We start from the raw sequence: 20,853 nt of genomic DNA on the forward strand, positions 1-20,853 counted from the left end.
TGGCTCGCACTGCTCTCCTGGATGAGCCTGACCTCGCCGCTCCGGGCGCAGCCGACGGCGGCGGACAAGGCGCTCGCCGAGGGGCTGTTCCAGGACGGCAAGAAGCTCATGGACGAGGGCAGGCTGACGGAGGCGTGCCCCAAGCTCGCCGAGAGCCAACGGGTGGATCCCACGGTCGGGACGCTGCTGAACCTGGCGGTGTGCCACGAGAAGGAGGGCAAGACCGCCAGCGCGTGGGCCGAGTTCAAGGAGGCGTCCGCGCTCGCGGCGACCGCCGGGCAGCAGGATCGCTCCCAGTTCGCGGCCAGGCGCGCGGCCGAGCTCGAAGCTCGGCTGACGCGCCTCGTCCTGGAGGTCGCGGAGGCGGCGCCGGGGATGTCGATCACGCTGAACGGCAAGGAGCTGAGCGCCGCTGCGGCGACGGGCTCGGGCATCCCCGTGGATCCGGGCACGGCGACGATCGAGGCCAACGCGCCGGGCAAGCAGCCGTGGTCGCAGCAGGTGACGCTCGATCCCGGCCCCAGCGCGCCGCGGGTGGTCATCCCGCCGCTCGCGGACGCCGCCGCTCAGCGGCCGGCGCAGGCCGCTCCCGCTGCCCCGCCGGCGCCGGCCGTCCGGCCGGGGGCCGCGAGGCCCGAGGCGACCGGCAGCCCGGTGCGCACGCTCGGCTTCGTCGCCGGCGGGGTCGGGCTCGCCGGGCTCGGCGTGGGCGCGGTGTTCGGGATCATGGCGATCCAGAAGGCCGGGGACGTCGAGGCGGGCTGCGGCGGCAATTTCGGCTGCAGCCGCGCGGACGTCGAGGCGAACGAGAGCGCCCGGACGACGGCGATGGTCTCGAACATCGCCGTCGGCGCGGGGCTCCTGTGCCTCGGGGCCGGCGCCGCGATGGTGCTGCTGTCGCGGTCGCCGGAGGAGCCCGTCGCGGGCGAGCGCGTCTGGCTCTCGCCGACCGTCGCCTCGGACGGGGGGCGCGTGACGCTCGGAGGGCGGTGGTGATGCGCGGGTCGAAGCGCTCTGCCGCGACGCTCGCGCTCGCCGCGCTCGCGCCGGGCCTCCACGGATGCGCGGAGATCGCGGGGATCGAGGATCGCCAGGTGATCCCGCTGATCGTGATCGCCGAGGACCAGGGGGAGCCTCGGGGCATCGCGCTCGACGAGGAGGCGATCTACTGGACCAGCGCGACCGCCGACGGGAGCCGGGGCGGCGCGCTCCGGCGGCAGATCAAGGACGAGCGGGAGGTCATCGACCTGCTCGCGCCCTCCAGCGAGGTGCCCGACGTCATCGCGCTGGACGCGACGCACATCTACTGGTCGAGCACCGACGCGGCGTTCACCGGGGACTGCGACAGCACCAAGCATCAGCGCGACAAGCTGCGGAAGCTGCCGAAAGCCGCGACGTTTCCGGCGGCTCTCGACGAGCCGCTGTGGGGCAGCTGCGGCGCCGCGGAGGCGATCGCGCTGAGCGCCGACAACGTCTACAGCGCTCGCCCGAACGGCAGCCGCATCACCTGGATCCCCAAGGCCGGCGGCACGCGAAAGGATCTGTTCGTGGGCGACGAGCCCGCCGGGGTCGCGACCGACGGCGCCCTCGTCTACTGGACCGATCGCGCCGACAACACGCTCTCCGTCGACAACACGAGCGACGCCGACGATGCGGAGCAGCTCCGCAGCGACCTCGTGGAGCCGGGCCTGCTCGTGCTGGACGAGGCCAATCTCTACTGGCTCACCCAGGACGGCGTGATGCGATACCCGCGGATCACCTCGGAGGGAGACGCCCCATCGCCCCTCCTCAAAGGCCTGTCGGGCCCCCCGACCGGCATCGCCGCGCACGGGGACTACCTCTACGTGACCGTCAGGACGGCGGGGGACGTGTACCGGATTCGCAAGGACGGGACCGCCGAGCCGGAGATCATCGCGCCGGGTCAGGGGGGCCCGACGGGCATCGCCGTGGACGGGTCAGGCGTCTACTGGACGAACACCGACGCCGGGCAGATCGTCAGGTTCAACGACGAGTGATCCGCGGCGCCAGCGGTCGCGCAGCGCGGACCGCTCGGCGTCCCGGGATCAATCGATCTGCAGGTGGTAGTGGGGCGGCCGCGACTCCTCGAGCGCGAACACGCCCCCGACCTCGTCGAGCCCCTCTCGGAACGCGCGCTTCTCGGCCGGCGTCATGTCCCGGTTCCGGATGTCGACCGCGCCCTCCCTGAGGTGCGCCGAGATGAACACGCCGCGGTCGATCTGGGCGCGGATCACCCGCTCGAGGGCCGCGATCACGGCCTCGCGGGGCTCGTCGGCCGAGAGCCCCTCCTCGTACGCGCTCTTGATCTCGCGCGCCGCCGCCTTGTCCTTGTAGAGGCCGAGGACGTCGGCGCCGTGCCGGAAGAGATCGTGCATCGCCTCGGCCTGCCGCGCGGGATCGCGCGTGCCGCTCGTGACCACGAGCTCCTTTCCGGTCCGCCGATGGTAAGCGGAGGCGATCTCCGCGACCTTCTGCTCCACGGCGGGCGCCAGATCGACGCCGGGCAGGACCACGTAGCGGCGCTCCTCGTCGGCCTCGGCCGACGTCACGCCCCGCCGCGGCCGGGCGGGCGCGGGCGGCTCGTCGTCGGAGCGCTCGGCGTCGGACGGGTCGTCCTCCGTGCTCTCCGGGACCTGCAGCGACAGCACCCTGGCCGCGGGGCCGTCGGGCACCCAGAAGTCGAGCTCCCCGTGGTCGCCGGGAGCGCGGGCGGCCGCGGGCGAGCGCCGCGGCCCGGCGGCGTCGGGCTCCCGGGCGACGCGGGAGACGCAGCCTCCCGCAGCAGCGAGCGCGAGGACGAGGACGGCGGCGCGGCGGGCGCGCCAGAGCAAGGCCAGGTGCGAGCGCAACATGCGAGCCACGGGCGCCTCCTACGTCGTGATCGTGAACGAGGCGCGCGCGAGCTCCTTGCCCGCCGCGTCGTTGACCGTCACCGACCAGAGCCCCGCCGCGCGCGCCTTCCGCGTGGCCGCCCAGGTGCGAAAGCGCCGCTCTGCGCCGACCGCCAGCGGGATGCGCAGCGGCGCGCTCCCGCCGGGCGGCGTGAAGACGACGGTGATCTCCGAGGCGGCCCGGTCCTTGTTCGAGAGCTCGACGAACGCGTAGAGGCGCTCGATCTCCGCGATCGCGAACGACGTCGCCGGCTCGATCGGCTCGCGGCCGGCGATGCCCTTCGCGACGACGAGCCGCATCACCTGGAGCTCGGGCGCCGCGGCAGCCCCTTCGCCAGCGCCGCCGTCCTGCGCCCCGGGCCCCGCGGCGCGCGCCTCGAGGGACGACCCCGACCTGCGGCGCCGCTCCCGCGCCGGGCCGCGGGCCGCGATCGCCGCGTCGCGGCGGTCTGCGTCGCTCCGGCCCTCCGCGGCAGCGCCGTCCGCGGCCGACCGCGCCTCGGCGTCCTCCGCGGCCCCGCTCGCCTGCCCGTCGCCCGGCCGCCCGTGGGCCGCGCGGCTCAGCGCGGGAGGCTCTTCCCGGGTGATCCGCGCGATCGCCTCGCTCGCGTCGCTGCAACCGAGCGCCCCCCCGCCGAAAGCGGCGACGGCGAGCGTCAAGACCATGGTTTTCCGCGTCGTTCCCCGGGTATGCACACCGACGAGGTGCCACGATTCAGCGGAGCGGGCGAAAAAACGGCGACGCAGCGGCCTGAGGCCCCGTCGCCCTCGCCGGGCTCACCGCGCTGGGCTCACGAAGAGCCGCCGGCGCGGAGCGGATGCGGGGCTCGGGCGAAACGCCGCCAGCGCGGCGGGTCAAAGCCCCCTCAAAAATGACAACGCACCGCGTTACAACGACGTGGTCTGCTCGCGCTCCACGAGGGGAGCACGGCCACGAGGGCGCGCGCGTCGAGGCGCCCGGTGTCAGCGCTTCGGACGGGACCAGCGCGGACTGTTGGCCACTTCACCCTCCTGGGTGGGCCCGAAGCTCGCGATCGCGCTGTCTTCGATCATCAGGATGAGCAGGCCTCCGCTCGCGCCTCGTGCCGTCGTCGCCCGGGATCCCTGGCTTGTCTCCCGTGACGAGTGGTCCGAGCCTTCCGCTGCGATCTGCTTCATCTCCAACTCCTTCAACACTTCAGTCCGGCTGTTATCGCCCCGGCTGGCTGGCCAGCTGTACTTCCGTACACCGCGTCTGGGGCGAAAAACCGACCTAGGCGCGAGTGCGCCAATGTTTGCAGAATAGTCACGGCTTCGAGCGAAAATCATCAGGAAAGAACTTGCCCGATGATTTCTGTCCGGCACAGCCTGGGCGTTGGCGTTGACATTGCGCGCTTCTGCCCGCGCGTGCAAGCGCACGAGCGCTTCAGCGGCGGCCGAAGCCGGGGAGCTGCCGGGCTCTGGCCACCACCTCGTCGCAGTCGATGCAGCGCATGAGCCCGTCGACCAGCTCCATGCTGCCGAGGCTACCGCACTCCGGACAGCGGTTCGCGAGCTGGTGCTTGCTCTCCTCGCAGAGCCGGTTCTGCTCCGCCTCGGCCTCCGCCTCGGCGCGGAAGATCTCGGCCGGCGTGCGAGCGTCGCGCTTTCGGTCAGCATCCATGGCGCGCAACGTATCACGCGCGCCGAGCGCCCCGCGAGGGCCGCGCGGCCCGGCGCGGCCCTCGCGGGGCGCTCGGCCGCGCGGCCGCCGGCCGGACGGCTAACGCACCGACTCGAGCAAGCTCCGGAAGCCCGAGCGCGCCGACTGCACCGTGTCGTCCGGGCCGACCATCCTGAAGAACCAGTTGCCGCGATCGGGCGTCCTCACCGCCGCGCCGAGGAGCCGGTAGCCGTCCTTCACCATCTCCACGGGCGCGCGCCTGCGGGCGCCCCCCTGGGGCCCGAGCGGGATCTTGTAGGTGCCGGCCACCTCGACCAGCTCGACCCGCATGCCGCGGACCTCGAACGACTCCCGCCGGGCCTTCGCCCCGACGTCGCCGTCGAACTGCGCGAACCACTCCCGGAAGTTCGCCTCGACGTCCCCCTTGCTCCCCAGGCCGAACGACAGGACCTGCACCTCGACGTCGTCCTTGTCGTCCGCTGCCCTCGGCACCTTGTAGATCGCCTTGCGCGGGCCGGCGCGCGGCGCCTCGAGCGCGGCCCAGCTCCCCGGGGCGTCCCACGCGAGGGGCGCGGCGATCGGCGCGCCGGAGGCGGCCGGCGGCGGCTCCGGCTCCGCCGCGGTCCGCGAGCAGGCCGAGACCGCGAGCGAGAGGATGGCGGCTCGGGCGAGCGACGCCCGACGTGGGTGCATGGAGGCCAGTTCTACCACCGGACACGAAATCGGGTGTAAGCCCTTGGTACTGCTCGCACGTAGAAGAGACGCTCCGGCCAGGGAGAGGAGACGGCGCGCATGGACCAGATCGGCGAGTACCTCGTTCGACGCCTCGTCGGCGAGGGGGGGATGGGCAAGGTCTATGAGGGCGAAGAGCGCCTGTCGCGCCGGCGCGTCGCGCTGAAGGTGCTCCGCCCGGAGCTCGCCCGGAGCGAGCAGGGGCGGCGGCTCTTCCTGAACGAGATGCAGATCCTCGCGCACCTCGAGCACCCGAACATCGTCCGGAGCCTCGCCAGCATCGAGGCCTCCGGCGAGCTCGTGATGGTGCTCGAGTACCTGGACGGCCAGACGCTGCGCTCCCTCCTCGGCGCCGCCGGCCGCCTCCCCTGGCCGGAAGCGGTGCGGATCACGGCCAGCGTGGCGAGCGCCCTCGCGGCGGCCCACGGGCAGCAGCCACCCGTGATCCACCGCGATCTCAAGCCCGAGAACATCATGGTGCAGAAGGACGGCGCCGTGAAGGTGATGGATTTCGGCATCGCCAAGGTCGTCGAGGCGATGAACCAGACGAACACGCAGAGCGTCGGGACCCTGCAGTACATGAGCCCGGAGCAGATCGACGCGCGATCCATCGATCACCGCTCGGATCTCTACTGTCTCGGGCTCATCCTGTACGAGGCGCTCTCCGGGCGCCCGCCGTTCCAGTCGGCCTCGCCGCGGGAGCTGCTCAACCTGCAGTGCACGGCGGAGCCCCCGCCGCTCGACGACGACGTGCGGAGCGGGCTGCCCCGCGGCGTCGAGCAGCTGCTCTTCCAGCTGCTCGAGAAGGCGCCCGAGGATCGGCCGTACCTCGCGCAGGACGTCGTGGATCGGCTGGAGCCGTTCCAGACCGCCGCGGCCGCGCCGCGCGGGGCGGCGAGCGGCGAGCGCGCCGCCGGCAGCCGGGATCGCGCGAGCGCGCCGCAGCGGACCGATGACCACGGCCGCGCGAGCGCGCCGCAGCGGCCTGACGACAACGGCCGCGCGAGCGCGCCGCAGCGGACCGGCGACCACGGCCGCGCGAGCGCGCCGCAGCGGCCTGACGACAACGGCCGCGCGAGCGCGCCGGGAGCAGCGCGCGTCACCGGTGGAGCGGGCGCGCCGCGCGCCGACACCATCGCGCTCGTCGAGCAGATCGACCGGAGACGCGACGTCCCGGCCGGGCTCGCGATCGCCATCATCGTGGCGCTTTCGGCGCTCGCGGGCCTCGGGACCTACGCGCTGCGCTCGAGGGGCGGCGCGCCGGAGCCGCCCGCCAGCGCCGCGACGCCGGCGCCGCCTCCGGGGGCGCGGTGAGGCGCGCGTCGCCGGAGCAGGCGGGCTACGCGGAAGGCGCGCCCCTTCCGGCCGTGGGCTCCGCGGCGCGCTCGCGCTGCGGCGCGGCGGAGGAGCTGTGGCGGCTCGGCGAGGCGGACCAGGGCGGCCCGGCAGGGCCCGAGCGCGAGGCCGTCGCGGCGCGCCTCCTCGCGCTCGGCGGCGCAGGCGTCGGCGGCTTCGTCGACGGCGGCATCGACGCGCCGGCCGAGGGCGGGCCCGCCGCGGGCCCGGGCGGCGCGCGCGTCTGGCTCGTGCGGAGGCTCGCGGGCGCCCCGCTCGCGGATCGGATGCGCGCGCGGCGCGGTCCCTTTCCGTTCCAGGAGGCGCTCCGGCTGGCCCTCCCGATCGCCCGCGCGCTCGCCGCCTGCGAGCGGGCCAGCCTGTTCCCAGGCCCGCTCTCGCCCGACGCGGTCCTCGTCGACGACGCAGGCCAGGTGACGCTGCCCGCGAGCGCGCTCGTCGCGGCGCTGGTCGGGGCCCCGGCGCGCGGCGGCGCCGGCTCCTCGCCCCGCGCCGTGGGCGCGCGGGTATCCTCGGAGATCCCGCCGCTCTGGACGCCGCCGGCGCAGGCCGACGGCGCGATCTGGGACAGCGCCGCGAACCGGTACGCGCTCGGGCTCGCGCTCTACCGCCTGCTCGCGGGAGAGCACCCGTTCGCGGGCGCGGGCCTGCGGCACGCGCTCGGCGAGGCCGCTCGCAGAGAGCCCCCGCCGTTCGTCGAGAGCGTCGCGACGGCGCTGCCCCCGGGCCTGCAGGGCCACGTCCTGCGGCTGCTCCATCCGGATCCGGCGCAGCGGCCGCAGCGCGCCGAGGCGATCGCGGACGCGCTGAGCGGGTTCCTCGAGGGCGATCCGCCGGCGCGGCCGGCGCAGGTCGCCCGGACCTCGCGCCGCGCCGGCGCGCCGGCGCAGACGAGCTCCGGCGCGCCGGCGCAGACGAGCTCCGGCGCGCCGGCGCAGACGAGCTCCGGCGCGCCGGCGCAGACGAGCTCCGGCGCGCCGGCGCGCGCGCCGCGGGGCGAGGCGACCGCCCGCCGCGCGCCGCCTGGGCCAGACAGCGCCGCGGCGCGGCTGTGGCGGCTCGCGCCGCTCGGCGCCGGCGCGCTGGCCGCGTCGGCCGCGCTCGCGATCGCGCGGGGCGCGCCCGAGCCGGCCGCGCCGCGGGCCGTCGCCGTGGCGCCGGTCGCGCCGCTCGCGCAGGCGCAGACGGCGGCGGAGGACTGCGCGGCGTGCCACGGCCGCCAGGCCTCGGAGTGGCGCCGCTCGGTGATGGCGCACTCGGTGAAGAGCCCGCTCTTCAACGCGCTCGAGAGCCTCATCGAGGAGCAGGTCGGGCGCGACGCCGACTGCCCGAACGGCGCGGGCATCCTGCGCAAGGTCGATCCCGCGCGCGCCTGCCGCGACCGGCAGAGCGGCGTCGTGGTGACCGGCTCGGGCGGCGAGCACTGGTGCGTGAACTGCCACAGCCCGGCCGAGAACCTCGACGCCGCCGTGCCCGCGTGGGACGGCCGCCCCGGCGGCGATCCCCGCGCGCGCCTGCCCGTGCGCGACCTGCTCACCCGCCGCGGTCTCGAGGGGATCTCCTGCGGCTTCTGCCACCAGGTGCACGGCCCGGTCGGCCCGCGCGGGCGCCCCGGGTACCAGGGCAACGCGACGTGGACGTCCTTCACGACCGGCGCCGTCTTCGCCGCGCGCCCCGAGGACGCGCGCGGCCTGTTCGGGATCGCGAACAGCGGCTACGACCTCCGCCCCGAGGAGCTCTTGCTCCCCGCCGGCCGGCGCGCGGACCTCCGCGCCGGGCCCTCGCCGGCGCGGCCGGCCGTCGGCGACGACCCCGTCGTGCACGGCCGGCCGTCGGCGAGCGCCAGCGCGTACCTGCGCTCCAGCGAGTTCTGCGGGGCCTGCCACGATGTGCGCCTCTTCGGCACCGACAGCCTCGCGGCGGCGCGGGGCGAGCATTTCAAGCGGCTGCGCAACGCCTACACCGAGTGGGCGGACTGGGCGAGGTCCGAGGAGCGCGCGGGCCGCGCCGCGGCGAGCTGCCAGGACTGCCACATGAGCACCTACCCGGGCGTCTGCGAGGCGGCCCCGGCGGGCGCCGCGCAGGCGGCGGTGCCGGATCCCGAGTGCCCGCCCGGCACGCGCTTCGCCCCGCGCCCGCCGGGGGCGCGGCCGCGGGGCCGGATCGCGGCGCACTCCACCGCCCCGGCGGACGTCGCGACCCACTACTTCTCCGGCGTGGACGTGCCGCTGTCGGACGAGTTCCCGGAGGCGCTCATCGATGAGCCGTCGCTCGACGCGCACGGCATCCCCACGAGCGCCCGCCGCCGCCGCGATCTGCTGCTGCGCCACACCTTCCGCTTCGAGCTCGGCGCCGCGCGGCGCGCCGGCGCGGCTGGCGGCCGCGTCGAGATCCCGATCGAGATCGAGAACGTCGGCGCCGGGCACAAGGTGCCGGCAGGCTTCAGCCAGGAGCGCGAAATCTGGGTTCACCTCGCGGTCAGGGACGCAGATCGGCGGGTGATCTACGAGGTCGGCCGCGTCGACCGCGCGGATGAGGACCTGAAAGACAAGGTGTTCACCCGGGTGACCACCCACCCGGACGCGAACAACCCTCTTGGGCCGTCGGGCGCCCAAGGAGGGTTGTTCGGGGCAGACGTGCGCGACGGGCCGGACGTCCCCCTCTGGGCGCCGCCCCCGCGGCTCGGCGGCACCTCGTTCCGTGGGCGAGGGCTCATCAACTTCCAGAACGGGTTTCTGCGCTGCGTCCGCTGCATCGGTGTCGTGGCCGCGGACGGCAGCTGCCAGCCCGGGCCCGGCCAGGGGCTGCACCACGCCGACCGGTACGCGGACGGGGACTACGATCCGGACACCGGCGCGTGCCGCTCGAACCTCGCGGGGCAGAACGCCTTTCTGGAGATCTATTTCCCCGTCGGCGCGCTCGACGCGAGCCGCGGAGTCGTGAAGGGCCCGGACGCGATCATCGATACGCGCTCCGCGCCGCCCGGCGTGCCGATCCTGTACACGTACGAGCTCCCGGTCGGCGCGCTCCGCGGCCCGCTCAGGGCCGAGGCGAGGCTGCTCTTCCGGGCGTTTCCGCCCTTCCTGATCCGCGCCTTCGCCGCGTACGAGCGCGAGCAGGCGCGGCGCGGCCTCAGGCCGACCGGCCCGCTGGTCACCGAGTCGATGCTCGGCCGCCTCGAGGTCGTCGAGCTCGCGCGGGCCGAGATCGAGATCCCCTGAGCCGAGGCGACCGCGATGGAGCCACCCGCGACGCAGGCCTCTCGGCGCACCGGCGAACAAAAAGGGGCGAGCCCCCACCCCGGCCCGCGGGGTAAGGGCTTCGCTGGTCAGGAGCTGAAAGGCTCAGCTCGAGGTGATCGTGAAGAGCGGCCCCGGCGATCAGGGAGGGGGCGGGGGCGGCTCGGTCGACATCGGCTCGGGCAGCTTGAACAGCCGGCCGATCCGGAAGGGCCGCGTCGAGGGGGAGTAGTAGCTCGTCGACGACGGCGTGACGCTCCACGTGTAGCCGAGCAGGCCGTTCGTGATCGAGTCGGTGTACACGCGCATGGTGCCCGTCCCGGCGCCGGCCGCCATGTAACCGCCGGTGCACTCCCCTTGCCACCGGCTGTCCGCGTACTTGCTGTCCGGGTCGAAGCACCCGTGCGGCGAGCTGGTCGAGTCCACGATCGGAACGGCGTACTGCTTCGTCCCGGAGTAGCGCGGCATGACCTGCGGGACGATCTCCTGGGCCGGTCCCGCGATGATGACCGTGTGACCGGCGTAGGTGGAGGTGGCGTCGATGACGAGGACATCGCCTTTCTGGATGTCGACCGCCCTGTTGACGCGGCGGAAGTAGTTCTCGGGCTCCCGCGCGGCCCCGCCGAGCACCGGGCTCTCGTTGATGAAGTCGAAGAGCTCGGCGGACGAGGGGCGAGACTTCACCCACAGGTACCTGATATCGTCGTCCGAGTACCCCATCGCCTTCTTCAGCGACAGCACGAAGAAGCACGCGCCCTTGGTCCTGCCGGTCCAGGGGCTGATCTGGACGTCCTCCCCATCGATCTTGACGACCTCGGGGTCATCCCAGGTCATGTAGCACTTCTCGTCCCCGACGGTCGCGTCGTTGGTGACGGCGTTGTCGATGAAATCGAGGGCCCAGTCCGTGTGGTCCTTGGCGCTCGCGGGCGCCGAACCCAGCATGAGGAAGGACGCGGCAGCCAGCGATGCAACAGCCAAACTCGTCGTGCGCCTGTTCATACTTCTACCTCGTTGATGTGAATGACCTTGCATGTGCACTCTGGAACAGATGCTAGTCATTTCATGCTGAACCATCAAAACAACCCTGGCGCCGAACATGCCGAGTCTAGCAGGATGGATATTCTCTATGATCGGGTTAGGTGTCAAGGCTTTTTCGGGGCGCTCTTCCTTTTTTTGCAGTTTTTCGAGTCTCGAACGTGAAGTAAGACCATGTCGTCCCTTACGACAGCTGATGCGCGATGGTATGGAGCGAATCGCGCGCCGGTAGCCGCGTTTCCGGCTGTGCTCGGCGACGGGGAGCCTCGCTGATGCCCTCATCGGACCACATCTACGTCGATACGCTCGATGCGCCCGATGCGCTCGATGCGCGAGGCGCGGCGCGAGGCCGCCCCGACGCCTGGCCGCCGGCGGTGTTCGACGCCCCCTTGCTGCGAGGGCTCGACGAGCGCGCGCGGCGCGAGATCGCCGAGGCAGGGCGGCTCCGCACCCCCTCGACCGACGAGGTCGTCTATCGCGCCGGCGACGCCGGCGACGCGCTCTTCGTCGTCGCCTCCGGGCGCATCGCGCTGCGCGCGACACGCCGCGGAGACGATCGCGATACGGAGGTGCGCACCGCCGCTGTAGGCGATGTCCTCGGCGAGGAGGCCGTCGTGGGCATGTCGCGCAGGACCACCGCGGTCGCCCTCGCGCCCAGCGTGCTCGCGGAGATCCCCGTCCACCTGTTCCGCCGCGCCGCCGGCCGCTCCGGCAAGGCCGAGATCGCCGAGAAGCTCGAGCGCGCGCTGCGGAGGAGCGCCACGCGCGACCTCCTCAGCACCCTCGCCTTCACGCGCGACCTCGATCCGGAAGACATCGACACCCTCCTTGACGCGGTGAGTCACCGGCGCTTCGAGCGCGGCCAGGCCATCTATCGCGACGGGGATCCCGCGACCGAGCTGTGGCTCATCGCCGACGGGATGGTGCAAATCCAGACCGAGGAGGGAGATCGGATTCATGTGCGGGCGTACCTCACCCGGGGCGATTTCTTCGGCGATGTCGAGCTCGACGAGGGTCGCCGCCGGACGGCGAGCGCCGTGGCCAGCGGCGCGGCGACGCTCCTGTCGGTGCCGTCGAAGACGTTCGCCGGCCTCGCGCGGAAGCACCCTGATCTGATCCCGCGACTCCGGCGCATCACCGGCGAGCAGCGCGCCGCCCAGGAAGCGATCGTCGCCGGCCGGGCGCGCAACCACACCGCACATCTCTTCCGGGACCTCTATCGCCTCCAGGTGGCGCGGTCGCTCCTGGTCATCGATCTCGATACGTGCGCCCGCTGCGGGCACTGCGCGTGGTCCTGCGCCGACGTACACGGGATCTCGCGACTCGTCCGCCGCGGCGACAAAATACGCGCAAGGGTGGATGACGACGCGCCGGGCGCGCCGGCGGAGGCGCCGCGGAGCCTGCTCCTGCCGAACTCCTGTCAACATTGCGAGCGCCCCGCCTGCATGATCGAGTGTCCGACCGGCGCCATCGGCAAGGACACGGGAGGCGAGGTGTTCATCCGCGACGCGCTCTGCACCGGCTGCGGCGCCTGCGCCAAGGCGTGCCCCTGGGAGAACATCGCGATCGCGCCGCGCCCCCCCGCCGCGGAGCGCCCGGGCGGCGCGGGCTTCCCGGACATCGCGGTGAAGTGCGATCTCTGCCGCGAGCACGACGGCCCCGCGTGCGTGAAGGCCTGCCCCACGGGCTCGATCTTCCGCGTGAATCCGGCGGAGGAGATCGCCGACGTGCGCGATCTGCTCGGCGGGGCGCGGCGCGAGCAGGAGCGCTCCGCCGGGCAGCGGGGCGGCGCGGCGCTCCTCGCCGGGAGCGCGATCGCGGCGGCAGGGCTCGGCGCGGCGGGGCTGTCGGCGCACGCGCGCGGGGCGCGGCCGGGCGACGGCGCCGCGCTCTGGGCGGGCGTCGCCGCGGCCGTGGGGGTCGCGCTGCTCCTCGGGTATGCCGTCCCGAAGCGCGCCGGGCGGCGGCTGTGGATGCGGCCCGGACGGCGCGGCGCCGCGGCCGGCGAGGCGGACGGCGCCGCGCCGGTCCGGAGCCGGCTGCGCCCGCAGCTGTCCGCGCACCTCGCGATCGGCCTCGTCACCGCCGGCCTCGCGCTCGCGCACGCGCCGTGGCCGCGGTCCGGCCGCCCGACGCTCGGCGCGGCGCTCCACCTCGCCTTCTGGGCGACCGCGGCGGCCGGCGCCTTCACGGCGCTCGCGTACCGGCTCGCGCCGCGGCGCCTCGCCCGGATCGAGCGCACCGCCGCGCTCCCCGAGGACTTCGCCGCCGCCCGCCGCGAGCTCCTCGACCGCTTCTACCGCGAGGTGAGCGGGCGCAGCGATCTGGTCAAGAAGCTCGTCGAGAAGGTCCTCGTGCCCTACCTGAAGAGCCCCCTCGGCCCCCTCGCGCTCCTCGCCTCGGGTCGCGGGCTGCGCGAGGAGGAGCGCGCGCTGCGCGCCCGCATCGACGCCGTCCTCGAAGGGCGCGGCAGAGAGCGGCTGGCCGGCCTCGCGGAGCTCATCCGCATCGCCGTGGAGCTGCGCGCGCTCCCGGCCCAGCGCGCGCTCCTCGCCGCGCTCCGCGGCGGGCTGCCGGCGCACATCATCACGTTCGGCGTCGCCGCCGCGCTGCTCGTGCTCCACGCGATCACGGCGGCGAGCGTGCCCCGATGAGCGCGCGCCGGCCGATCGACAGGGCGCTAGACTCGCTATGAAATGGTTGCGGGGCACGGCATTTCTTTGTGCGTCGCGCGCCGCCCGCCGCGCGGCGAGGCGCGCGCCCGCGCGTGGCGACCGCGTTTCGCGCGGCCGACGGCGCGCGAGCGAGAGGCCTGGACTTTGCCTTCAGCGCCCAGGTACAATTTTCCTGACACCACCCCAGTAGAAGGTAGAGAAGCTGATGGCTGGTCCCTCGACCAAGTGGATGCGAGCGCTCTCCCGATCAGGCTCCGCCGAGGCGTGGGCGCCGAGAGCGCTGCTGCTCGCCACGTTGTTCACGGCGGCGGCGGTGATCGCCGGGGCGTGCAGCGGAGACGACAGCGGCCCTCCGGGGCCGCAGGCCGGGACGGACGGGCCCGACGCGGGGGCGGAGGCGGGCGACCCGTGCGTCGATGGCGAAGAGGTGGAGTGTCACATCACCCTCGGCGAGAACGCGGGCGTGCTGACCTGCATGGACGGCGTTCGCCGGTGCCAGGACGGGCGCTACGGCAGCTGCGACGGGACGATGACGATGCGGAGGTCGCCGTTCGGGCTTTCGCCCCGCGGGAGCGGCGAGAGCGGGTATCCGCGCCCGCTCGCCAACTCCGAGGCTTCGGACGGGGGTCTCTGCGCGACAAACCCGTGCGATCCGTCGTGCCAGGCGTTCGAGGAGACGCCGGACGGGGGGCCCATCGACCTCTCGGGGACCGGCATCACGTACACGTGGTCGGTCGGGGACATCAACGAGCTGCCCGAGTCCGTCGCGCGGCAGGGCACGCACCAGCCCTGCACGACCAGCGAGGATTGCCAGTTCGACCAGTACTGCGAGCACCCCGCGCAGAGCGCGTGCGCCCACAGCCCGTGCGACACCGGCGGCGCCCTATTGACGACCTGCAGCGGCTGCATCGCGAAGGTCTGCGACGCTCGGCCGAGCTGCTGTATCCAGCCGACGATACCGGCCGACTGTGGACATGACGCCTGCCAGACCGGCACCGCGACCCACATGACCACGACCTGCGGCGACCCGTGCATCGCCAGCATCTGCGCGGCCAACCCGCTCTGCTGCGAGATCCACCCCACGAGCTCGACGGAGTGCACAACGCTCATCGGAGCGGGCAGCATCTTGCTCTCCGGCAACAGGTGCGATCCGCCCAACTCCGGTATTTGCCCCCTGCCGACCACCCTCTCCGGCGGCGCGTGCGTGCCGCAATGGGGCACCTTGTGCAGGGGCCTCGTCGCGACCCAATGCGCCCCCAAGACGTGCACCACGCCGACCAACTCGTGGGACGCGACGTGCGTCGCCCTGGCCGAGCAGGAGTGCGGCGCCGCGTGCGGCACCGAGCCAGGCGTGCAACAGGGCCTCTGCAAGTCCTACCTGCCGAACCAGACGAACCCTGCGTGCAGCGGCGTGGATCTCACGGTCGGCGTGCCCTGCGGCGGGACAATCCCGGTCTGCAACCGCGGCACCATGCCGGCGCCCGCGGGCATCGCGATTCACCGCTATCCCGCGGGCGCGGGCCAGCTCCCCTCCTCGGCCCCGAGCCGCATCCTGAACTCCTGCAGCCCGACCGGCGGGACCCTCGCCTGCACGACCGCGCAGCCGATCGCCCCGGGCGAGTGCATCAGCGTGGCCGGCTGCACGGGCGTCGCCGACGGCATGGAGCTCATCGTCAACCCGCCGGGCCCGGGGCAGATCGCCGAGTGCCAGTGCGGCAACAACGGGAGCATTTATCAGTCGGCCATGTGCGAATCGCCGGGCTGCATCGCCACGGCCAGCGTCTCGATGATCAGGCCGGCCACCCTGTTCGTGACGCTCGATCGGTCCGACTCCATGACGGCGAGCGGGGCGAGCACCTCCCGATGGACCCCGGCGCGTAACGCCCTCATGGCGTTCTTCGCGGATCCGGCGTCGGCCGGGCTCGGCGTCGCGCTCCGGTTCTGGCCGCACGACAACCCCGGCCCGTGCAACGACGTCGGCGGCAGCTGCCCGGGCTACGCTGTCGGCGGGTGCTCCCTGCCGATCGTCCCCTTCGATGGCACGGCGGCCCGGAGGCTGACCGCGGACCCCGCGCCGTTCGATCAGCAGGAGCTCGCGCTCGTCAGCGCGCTCGACCCCGGTCCCGGCACTGTCGGCGATACGCCCATGTACCCGGCGCTCGACGGCGCCACGACCTGGGCGATCAACTACAAGAACGCCCACCCCGAGGAGGAGGTCGCGGTCGTGTTCGTGACCGACGGCATCCCGTCGAACTGCGACACCGTCCCGAGCCACATCGCGAACCTGGCGCGCAATGCCTACGAGAACCACGGCGTCCGCGTGCACGCGGTCGGCTTCGGCAACTCGAGCGCGGAGATCATCAACCTCATCGCCACGCGAGGCGGCGGGCGGGCGTTCAACCTCACCGCCGGCGCGGGGCTCGCGACGACCCTCCGCGACGCGCTCGTCTCCATCCGCGGCCAGGCGCTCGCCTGCGACGTGACGGTCCCCCTCGCCGGCGCGTCGGATCCCGCCTCGGTGTCGGTCGTCCACGTGAACAGCGCCGGCACCGAGACCGTGCTCACGCCCCGGGCCGACCTCGCCAGCTGCGGCCAGGGCTGGTACTTCGCCGACGCGACGAACACGAGCGTCAAGCTCTGCCCGCAGACGTGCACAACTCTCCGCGAGAGCCCGGGGAAGGTCCGCGCGACCGTCCCGTGCGTGACCACGAGCCTCACGCCCATGACCACGAACTGGGAGCGCTATCACGGCGTCTGCCCGCCGGGGACCAAGACCCAGTGGGGGTTCCTCCGGTACAGGACGGCGACGCCGGGCGACTCCAGCGTCGAGTTCTTCGTGCGCGCGGCCGACAAGACCGCCGACCTCGCCGGGGCCACGGTGCGGCTCGCCGCCACCGCCCACGCGGTGCCCACCGACACCCGGATCTGCGATGAGGACTCGGCGCCGCCGTGCGCGATCAACCTCTTCGACGTGCTGCAAGAGCTGCCGGACGCCCGGACCGAGTACCTCGAGATCCAGATGAGGCTCAACCCGACGAGCACGGGCGGCGGCGGTGTTCAGGTGCAGGACTGGGAGATCACGTATTCATGTCCGGATTCCGAATGAGCCGCCGCATCGCGGCGATCGCCCTGCTCTCCGCCGCGGCCGTCGCCGCGGCGTGCGGCGCAGACGACGACAACCGGCCGAGGCCTCAGTCTCCCTCCGGCGGCGCCGGGGCCGCCGGAGGCGCGGGCGCGGGCGGCGGCGACGGCGGCCGCGGCGGCGCGGGCGGCGGCGCCTGCGGCGACGGCGTCGCCGCGCTGGACGAGGCGTGCGACGGGGCCGATCTCCGGGGCGCCACGTGCGAGAGCCTCGGCTTCGACGTCGGCGAGCTCCGGTGCAGCCCCGACTGCACCGCCGACACGTCGGGCTGCACGGGCGTCGAGGCGTGCCAGGACGGCCGCGACAACGACGGCGACGGCAGCGCCGACTGCGGCGATCCGGAGTGCGAGGCGGCGTGCGCGGACCTGTGCGCCGCCCCGGTGGCGCTCTCGGATCCCGCGTCCGTCACCGGCGATACGAGCGGCCACGCGGCGGTCGAGGGCGGGTGCGCGGCGGGGGCCCCGGGCGTCGCCTACACGTTCACCGCGACCACCACCGGGTTCCTCGACGTGGTGCTGACCCCGAAGACCGACGCCGCGCTCGTGGCCGTGCTGCGCGGCGATTGCGCCAGCGCCGGGACGCAGCTCGCGTGCGGCGGCGCCAGCGCCGGCGCGGGCATCGATAACCGGCTCACCATCCCCGTCCGCGAGGGCGACGCGTTCCACGTGATCGTCACGAGCTCGAGCGCGGACCAGGCGGGCGCGTTCGAGCTCGGCGTGAGGAGCCGCGTGCCCGCCTGCGGCGACCGCATCCAGGATCCTGGCGAGGAGTGCGACACCGGCGACGACGAGCCGGGCGACGGGTGCAGCGACGAATGCCGGCTCGAGGCGACCGAGGTCGAGCCGAACGACACCATCGCCTCGGCCAATCCCTACGAGGAGCCGTTCTTCGCCATCATCGATCGACCCGATGACAAGGACGTCGTGCGCGTCACCGTGCCGACCGGGCCCACGGCGCTCGTCGTGGAGACCGGCGACATCACGAGCTCCGACTGCCTCAACGGCCGGCTCGACACCATCGTCGAGATCCTGGACGAGAGCGGCGCGCTGATCGTGCAGCGCGACTTCGGGGGGGTCGGCCACTGCGCCCGCGCCGTCGCGCCGGCGCTCCCGGCGGGCGACTACTACGTCCGCGTCACGGCGCGCGTCGGCCCCGAGCAGCGGGCTCCGTACGGGCTCCTCGTGACGCTCGTCCCCGAGGTCTGCGGGGACGGGGACACCACCGCCGGCGAGCAGTGCGACGACGGCAACACGGCGCCCGGCGACGGGTGCAGCGCCGCCTGCCGCTTCGAGCTCCACGAGACGGAGCCGAACGACGCGCCGGCGCAGGCCGACGCCCACGCCGCGCCGTGGCTCGCGGAGATCTCGCCGGCAGGCGACGTCGACGTCGTCGCCGTGAACGTGCCCGGGCCGAGATCGACCTTGATCGCGACCGTCAGCGACAACGGCACCGAGGCGTGCGCGACGAACCGGCTCGACAGCTACGTCGAGATCCTCGGCGGCGACGGGGCCGACGTGCTCGCCTCGGACGACGACTCGGGGGTCGGCTACTGCTCCTCCGCGTCGGCCACCGACCTGGCCGCGGGCACCTATCGCGTGCGGGTCAGGGCCTCGGACCTCGTCCCCGACGCGACCTTCTTCTATCGACTGAATGTCACGATCCTCTAGCCCGGCCGGCGGCGGGAGCCGGACCGCGGCCCCGTCCGCCGGCGCCGAGGGGGAGGCTCCGTCCGGCGGCGCCGCCCGGGAGCCTGCGCCGCCGCCCGACCCGTCGAGGACGCTCTACCGCGCCGACCTGTCCGATCCGCGCCAGCGCGCCGCCCAGCCGCGCGAGATCGTGCGCGGCCGCGCCGCGCGCCTCGCCGAGTCGACCTCCGACGTCACCCGCTTCCGGGGCGTGCTGCCGGCCGCGCTGGCGGGCGCCGTCGCGACCGGCGCGGCGGCGCTGCTCTTCCCGCCGCCCGGAGGGCACGCGGCGCCGGGGCCGCTCTCGCTGCCCCACGCGCGCGCGCAGCTCGCGTGCGCGTCGTGCCACGCCGAGGAGCCTACCGCGGGGCCGCGGGGGTCTGCGGACGCTGCGCCGCGGGGGGCTGCGGACGCTGCGCCGCGGGGAGCCTCGGCCCCGCGCGGGTCCGCGGCGGGCGCGCGCCTCGACCGGGCCTGCGCCGGGTGCCACGGCGACCACGGGTCCACCCGCGCGAGCCACGGGCAGCTGCTCGCGAGCGGCGCGATGAGCTGCGCCACGTGCCACCCCATCCACCGCGGAGACCAGGGCGTCGTGTTCGACCCCGCGGGGCCGCCGGTGCGCTTCGCGCCGGGCGCCGAGGTGGAGCTCCCGAGGGCGGCCTTCCGCCCGAGCCAGCCGGCCACGGTCGCGATCGTCACCGCCGGGAGCTGCGCGTCGTGCCACGACCTCGGCGCGCCGCGCGACCCGATCGCGCGCTGCCTCGTCGCGGCGCAGGCGCCGCTCGGCGACGCCCGGCCGATCGCCTGCTTCGACGAGCACCGCCCTGCCCTGCCCGACGACGCCGCGACCGGCCGCGCCGGCCGCAGCGGAGGAGGCGGCGTGTGCCGCGGCCAGCACACCGAGGACCGCGCCCTCGCGTGGGAGGCCGCGCGCGACGCCGCCGCGGCCATGCCGGTCGTGACGGGCGCGGCCGGCGCCGCCCCCGCGGGCGCGCTGCCGCACGGGCGCGCGCTGCTCTGGATGGGCGCCGGCCTCGCCGCCGCCGGCCTCGCGCTCGCGGGCGCCCGCGGCGGCCATGCGCTGCGCGCGCGGCGCTCGCGGCGGCCTTCGCGCGACGCCGAGGCGGCCGAGGCGATGCTGCGCCCCGCGGCGCGCGTGCGCCTGCCCCGGATCGACACGACCACCTGCCTCGGCTGCTACGCGTGCGTCGACGCTTGCCCGTACGACGTGCTCGCGGTCGAGCGGTACGTCGCGGTCGTGGCCCGCCCCGAGGCGTGCTGCGGCCTCACCCTGTGCGAGCAGCGCTGCCCCAACGGGTCGCTCACCATCGAGGGCGGCGCGCCGATCGAGGGCCGCCCGCGCCTCGGCGACGACCTCGGGAGCCCCGACGTGCCGGGCCTGTACCTCGCCGGCGACATCACCGGGCTCCCCCTCATCAAGAACGCCATCCACCAGGGCGCGTTCGCGGCGTCGCGCATCGCGCAGGACCTGCGGAAGGCCGGCGACCGCGGCCCGGGGCTCGATCTGATCATCGTCGGCGCGGGGCCCGCCGGGATCAGCGCCGCGCTGCGCGCCAAGGAGCTCGGCCTCTCGTTCGAGGTGATCGAGCAAGGCAGCGTGGCGCAGAGCATCCAGAGCTTCCCGCGCGGCAAGCTGGTCTTCGATCAGCCGCTCGACCTGCCCGTGACCGGGAAGCTGTGGCTGAAGGAGTCGACCAAGGAGGAGCTCCTCGCCCACTGGCTCCGCATCGTGCGGAAGGAGCGGCTCCCCATCGTGCAGGAGACGCGGATGGTGTCGGTGGCGCGGCTCGGCGACGGCGCGGGCGCAGCCGCCGAGGCCCCGGCCGGCTTCGCCGTCGTCACCGAGCCGCGCGACGGCGGGCCGCGCACCGAGCGCCGGGCGCGGCGCGTGCTGCTCGCCCTCGGCCAGCGCGGCTCGCCCCGCCGGCTTCCGTTCGAGCTGTCCGCCGAGGTGGAGAGCCGGGTGTACTACCACCTCGCCGACGCGCGGAGCCTCGCGGGCCAGCGGGTGCTGATCGTCGGGCTCGGCGACGTGGCCATGGAGGCCGCCGTCGCGCTGTCCCGCCAGCCGGCCACCGAGGTCGCCGTCGTCTACCGCGGCGGCGGGTTCCGGCGCGGAAAGACGAGAAATATCGAGGAAATGCGCCGGCTTCATGCCGCGTCCCGCCTCGCGCTCCGGTTCGAGACCGACGTCGCCGCGCTGGCCGCGGATCCGCGCGGCGCGCTCGTGGCGACCCTCGCGTCGCCGTCCGGGGCCGAGGCGCACCCGTGCGACGCCGTGCTCGTCCTGATCGGGAGCATCCCGCCCTGGAGCGCCCTCCGCGCCGCCGGTGTCCGGCCGACCGTGGAGCCGTCAGATCGTTCGGCGCCCGGCGACGTCGAAGGGACCACGCCTGCGGGCCCTCCGCCGTGAGCCC

At 74.4% G+C, this 20,853-nt stretch carries 14 protein-coding genes; 8 read left to right on the forward strand and 6 right to left on the reverse strand.

The genetic code is table 11. The annotated features are described in order from the left end of the window. Positions 1 to 21: 21 nt before the first annotated feature. Together NQZ70_RS27355 and NQZ70_RS27360 are read left to right on the forward strand one after the other, a co-directional pair. Positions 22 to 996 (forward strand): hypothetical protein, encoded by a 975-nt coding sequence (locus NQZ70_RS27355; RefSeq protein WP_129576834.1) that lies wholly within the window; start codon positions 22 to 24, stop codon positions 994 to 996. Beyond that, entirely contained in the window at positions 996 to 2,015 is a 1,020-nt protein-coding gene (locus NQZ70_RS27360) for a hypothetical protein (RefSeq protein ID WP_165374191.1), read from the forward strand. The genes NQZ70_RS27355 and NQZ70_RS27360 overlap by 1 nt, the downstream gene beginning before the upstream one ends. A gap of 48 nt (positions 2,016 to 2,063) precedes the next feature. Here NQZ70_RS27360 and NQZ70_RS27365 read toward each other — a convergent pair whose 3' ends face one another. The 5 genes from NQZ70_RS27365 to NQZ70_RS27385 all read right to left on the reverse strand — a co-directional run bounded on the left by NQZ70_RS27365 (position 2,064) and on the right by NQZ70_RS27385 (position 5,244). After that, positions 2,064 to 2,870 carry a hypothetical protein gene (locus NQZ70_RS27365; RefSeq protein ID WP_129581607.1) on the reverse strand — a complete coding sequence of 269 codons (807 nt, stop codon included), beginning with the start codon at positions 2,868 to 2,870 and terminating at the stop codon, positions 2,064 to 2,066. Positions 2,871 to 2,888: 18 nt separating this feature from the next. Continuing rightward, positions 2,889 to 3,575: a DUF2914 domain-containing protein gene (locus tag NQZ70_RS27370; protein WP_129576836.1), complete on the reverse strand. Its 687-nt coding sequence runs from the start codon at positions 3,573 to 3,575 to the stop codon at positions 2,889 to 2,891. 297 nt (positions 3,576 to 3,872) lie between these two features. Further along, the gene (locus NQZ70_RS27375; protein ID WP_129576837.1) at positions 3,873 to 4,067 is read right to left on the reverse strand and encodes a hypothetical protein; all 195 of its coding nucleotides are present in this window, start codon (positions 4,065 to 4,067) and stop codon (positions 3,873 to 3,875) included. Positions 4,068 to 4,314: 247 nt separating this feature from the next. Continuing rightward, positions 4,315 to 4,551: a hypothetical protein gene (locus NQZ70_RS27380; RefSeq protein WP_020737154.1), complete on the reverse strand. Its 237-nt coding sequence runs from the start codon at positions 4,549 to 4,551 to the stop codon at positions 4,315 to 4,317. Positions 4,552 to 4,650: 99 nt separating this feature from the next. After that, the gene (locus NQZ70_RS27385; protein ID WP_129576838.1) at positions 4,651 to 5,244 is read right to left on the reverse strand and encodes a hypothetical protein; all 594 of its coding nucleotides are present in this window, start codon (positions 5,242 to 5,244) and stop codon (positions 4,651 to 4,653) included. A 99-nt stretch (positions 5,245 to 5,343) separates the two neighbouring features. On the opposite strand from NQZ70_RS27385, the gene NQZ70_RS27390 reads away from it, so the two are divergent. Next, positions 5,344 to 6,597, forward strand: coding sequence for a serine/threonine-protein kinase (locus tag NQZ70_RS27390; protein WP_129576839.1), 1,254 nt, complete (start codon positions 5,344 to 5,346; stop codon positions 6,595 to 6,597). Further along, positions 6,594 to 9,860: a hypothetical protein gene (locus NQZ70_RS27395; protein ID WP_129576840.1), complete on the forward strand. Its 3,267-nt coding sequence runs from the start codon at positions 6,594 to 6,596 to the stop codon at positions 9,858 to 9,860. The genes NQZ70_RS27390 and NQZ70_RS27395 overlap by 4 nt, the downstream gene beginning before the upstream one ends. Before the next feature lie 159 nt (positions 9,861 to 10,019). Here the strand turns inward: NQZ70_RS27395 and NQZ70_RS27400 are convergent, their stop codons facing one another. After that, on the reverse strand, positions 10,020 to 10,877 hold the full coding sequence (locus NQZ70_RS27400; protein ID WP_237244104.1) for a hypothetical protein: 858 nt from the start codon (positions 10,875 to 10,877) through the stop codon (positions 10,020 to 10,022). A gap of 308 nt (positions 10,878 to 11,185) precedes the next feature. Here NQZ70_RS27400 and NQZ70_RS27405 point away from each other — a divergent pair, with 308 nt between their 5' ends. The 4 genes from NQZ70_RS27405 (at position 11,186) to NQZ70_RS27420 (ending at position 20,849) form a co-directional block, all read left to right on the forward strand. After that, a complete protein-coding gene (locus tag NQZ70_RS27405; RefSeq protein ID WP_129576842.1) occupies positions 11,186 to 13,567 on the forward strand; it encodes a cyclic nucleotide-binding domain-containing protein in 2,382 nt (793 codons plus the stop codon). Between the two features lie 226 nt (positions 13,568 to 13,793). Continuing rightward, positions 13,794 to 16,694 (forward strand): vWA domain-containing protein, encoded by a 2,901-nt coding sequence (locus tag NQZ70_RS27410; protein ID WP_237244105.1) that lies wholly within the window; start codon positions 13,794 to 13,796, stop codon positions 16,692 to 16,694. Beyond that, positions 16,691 to 18,397, forward strand: coding sequence for a DUF4215 domain-containing protein (locus NQZ70_RS27415; RefSeq protein WP_129581608.1), 1,707 nt, complete (start codon positions 16,691 to 16,693; stop codon positions 18,395 to 18,397). Before NQZ70_RS27410 ends, NQZ70_RS27415 begins: the two co-directional genes overlap by 4 nt. Continuing rightward, positions 18,381 to 20,849, forward strand: a complete 2,469-nt coding sequence (locus NQZ70_RS27420; protein WP_129576843.1) for an NAD(P)-binding domain-containing protein — start codon at positions 18,381 to 18,383, stop codon at positions 20,847 to 20,849. The genes NQZ70_RS27415 and NQZ70_RS27420 overlap by 17 nt, the downstream gene beginning before the upstream one ends. Positions 20,850 to 20,853 lie beyond the last annotated feature (4 nt).

Origin of the sequence: Sorangium sp. So ce836, from assembly GCF_028553905.1 — a bacterium.
Lineage (GTDB): Bacteria > Myxococcota_A > Polyangia > Polyangiales > Polyangiaceae > Sorangium > Sorangium cellulosum_D.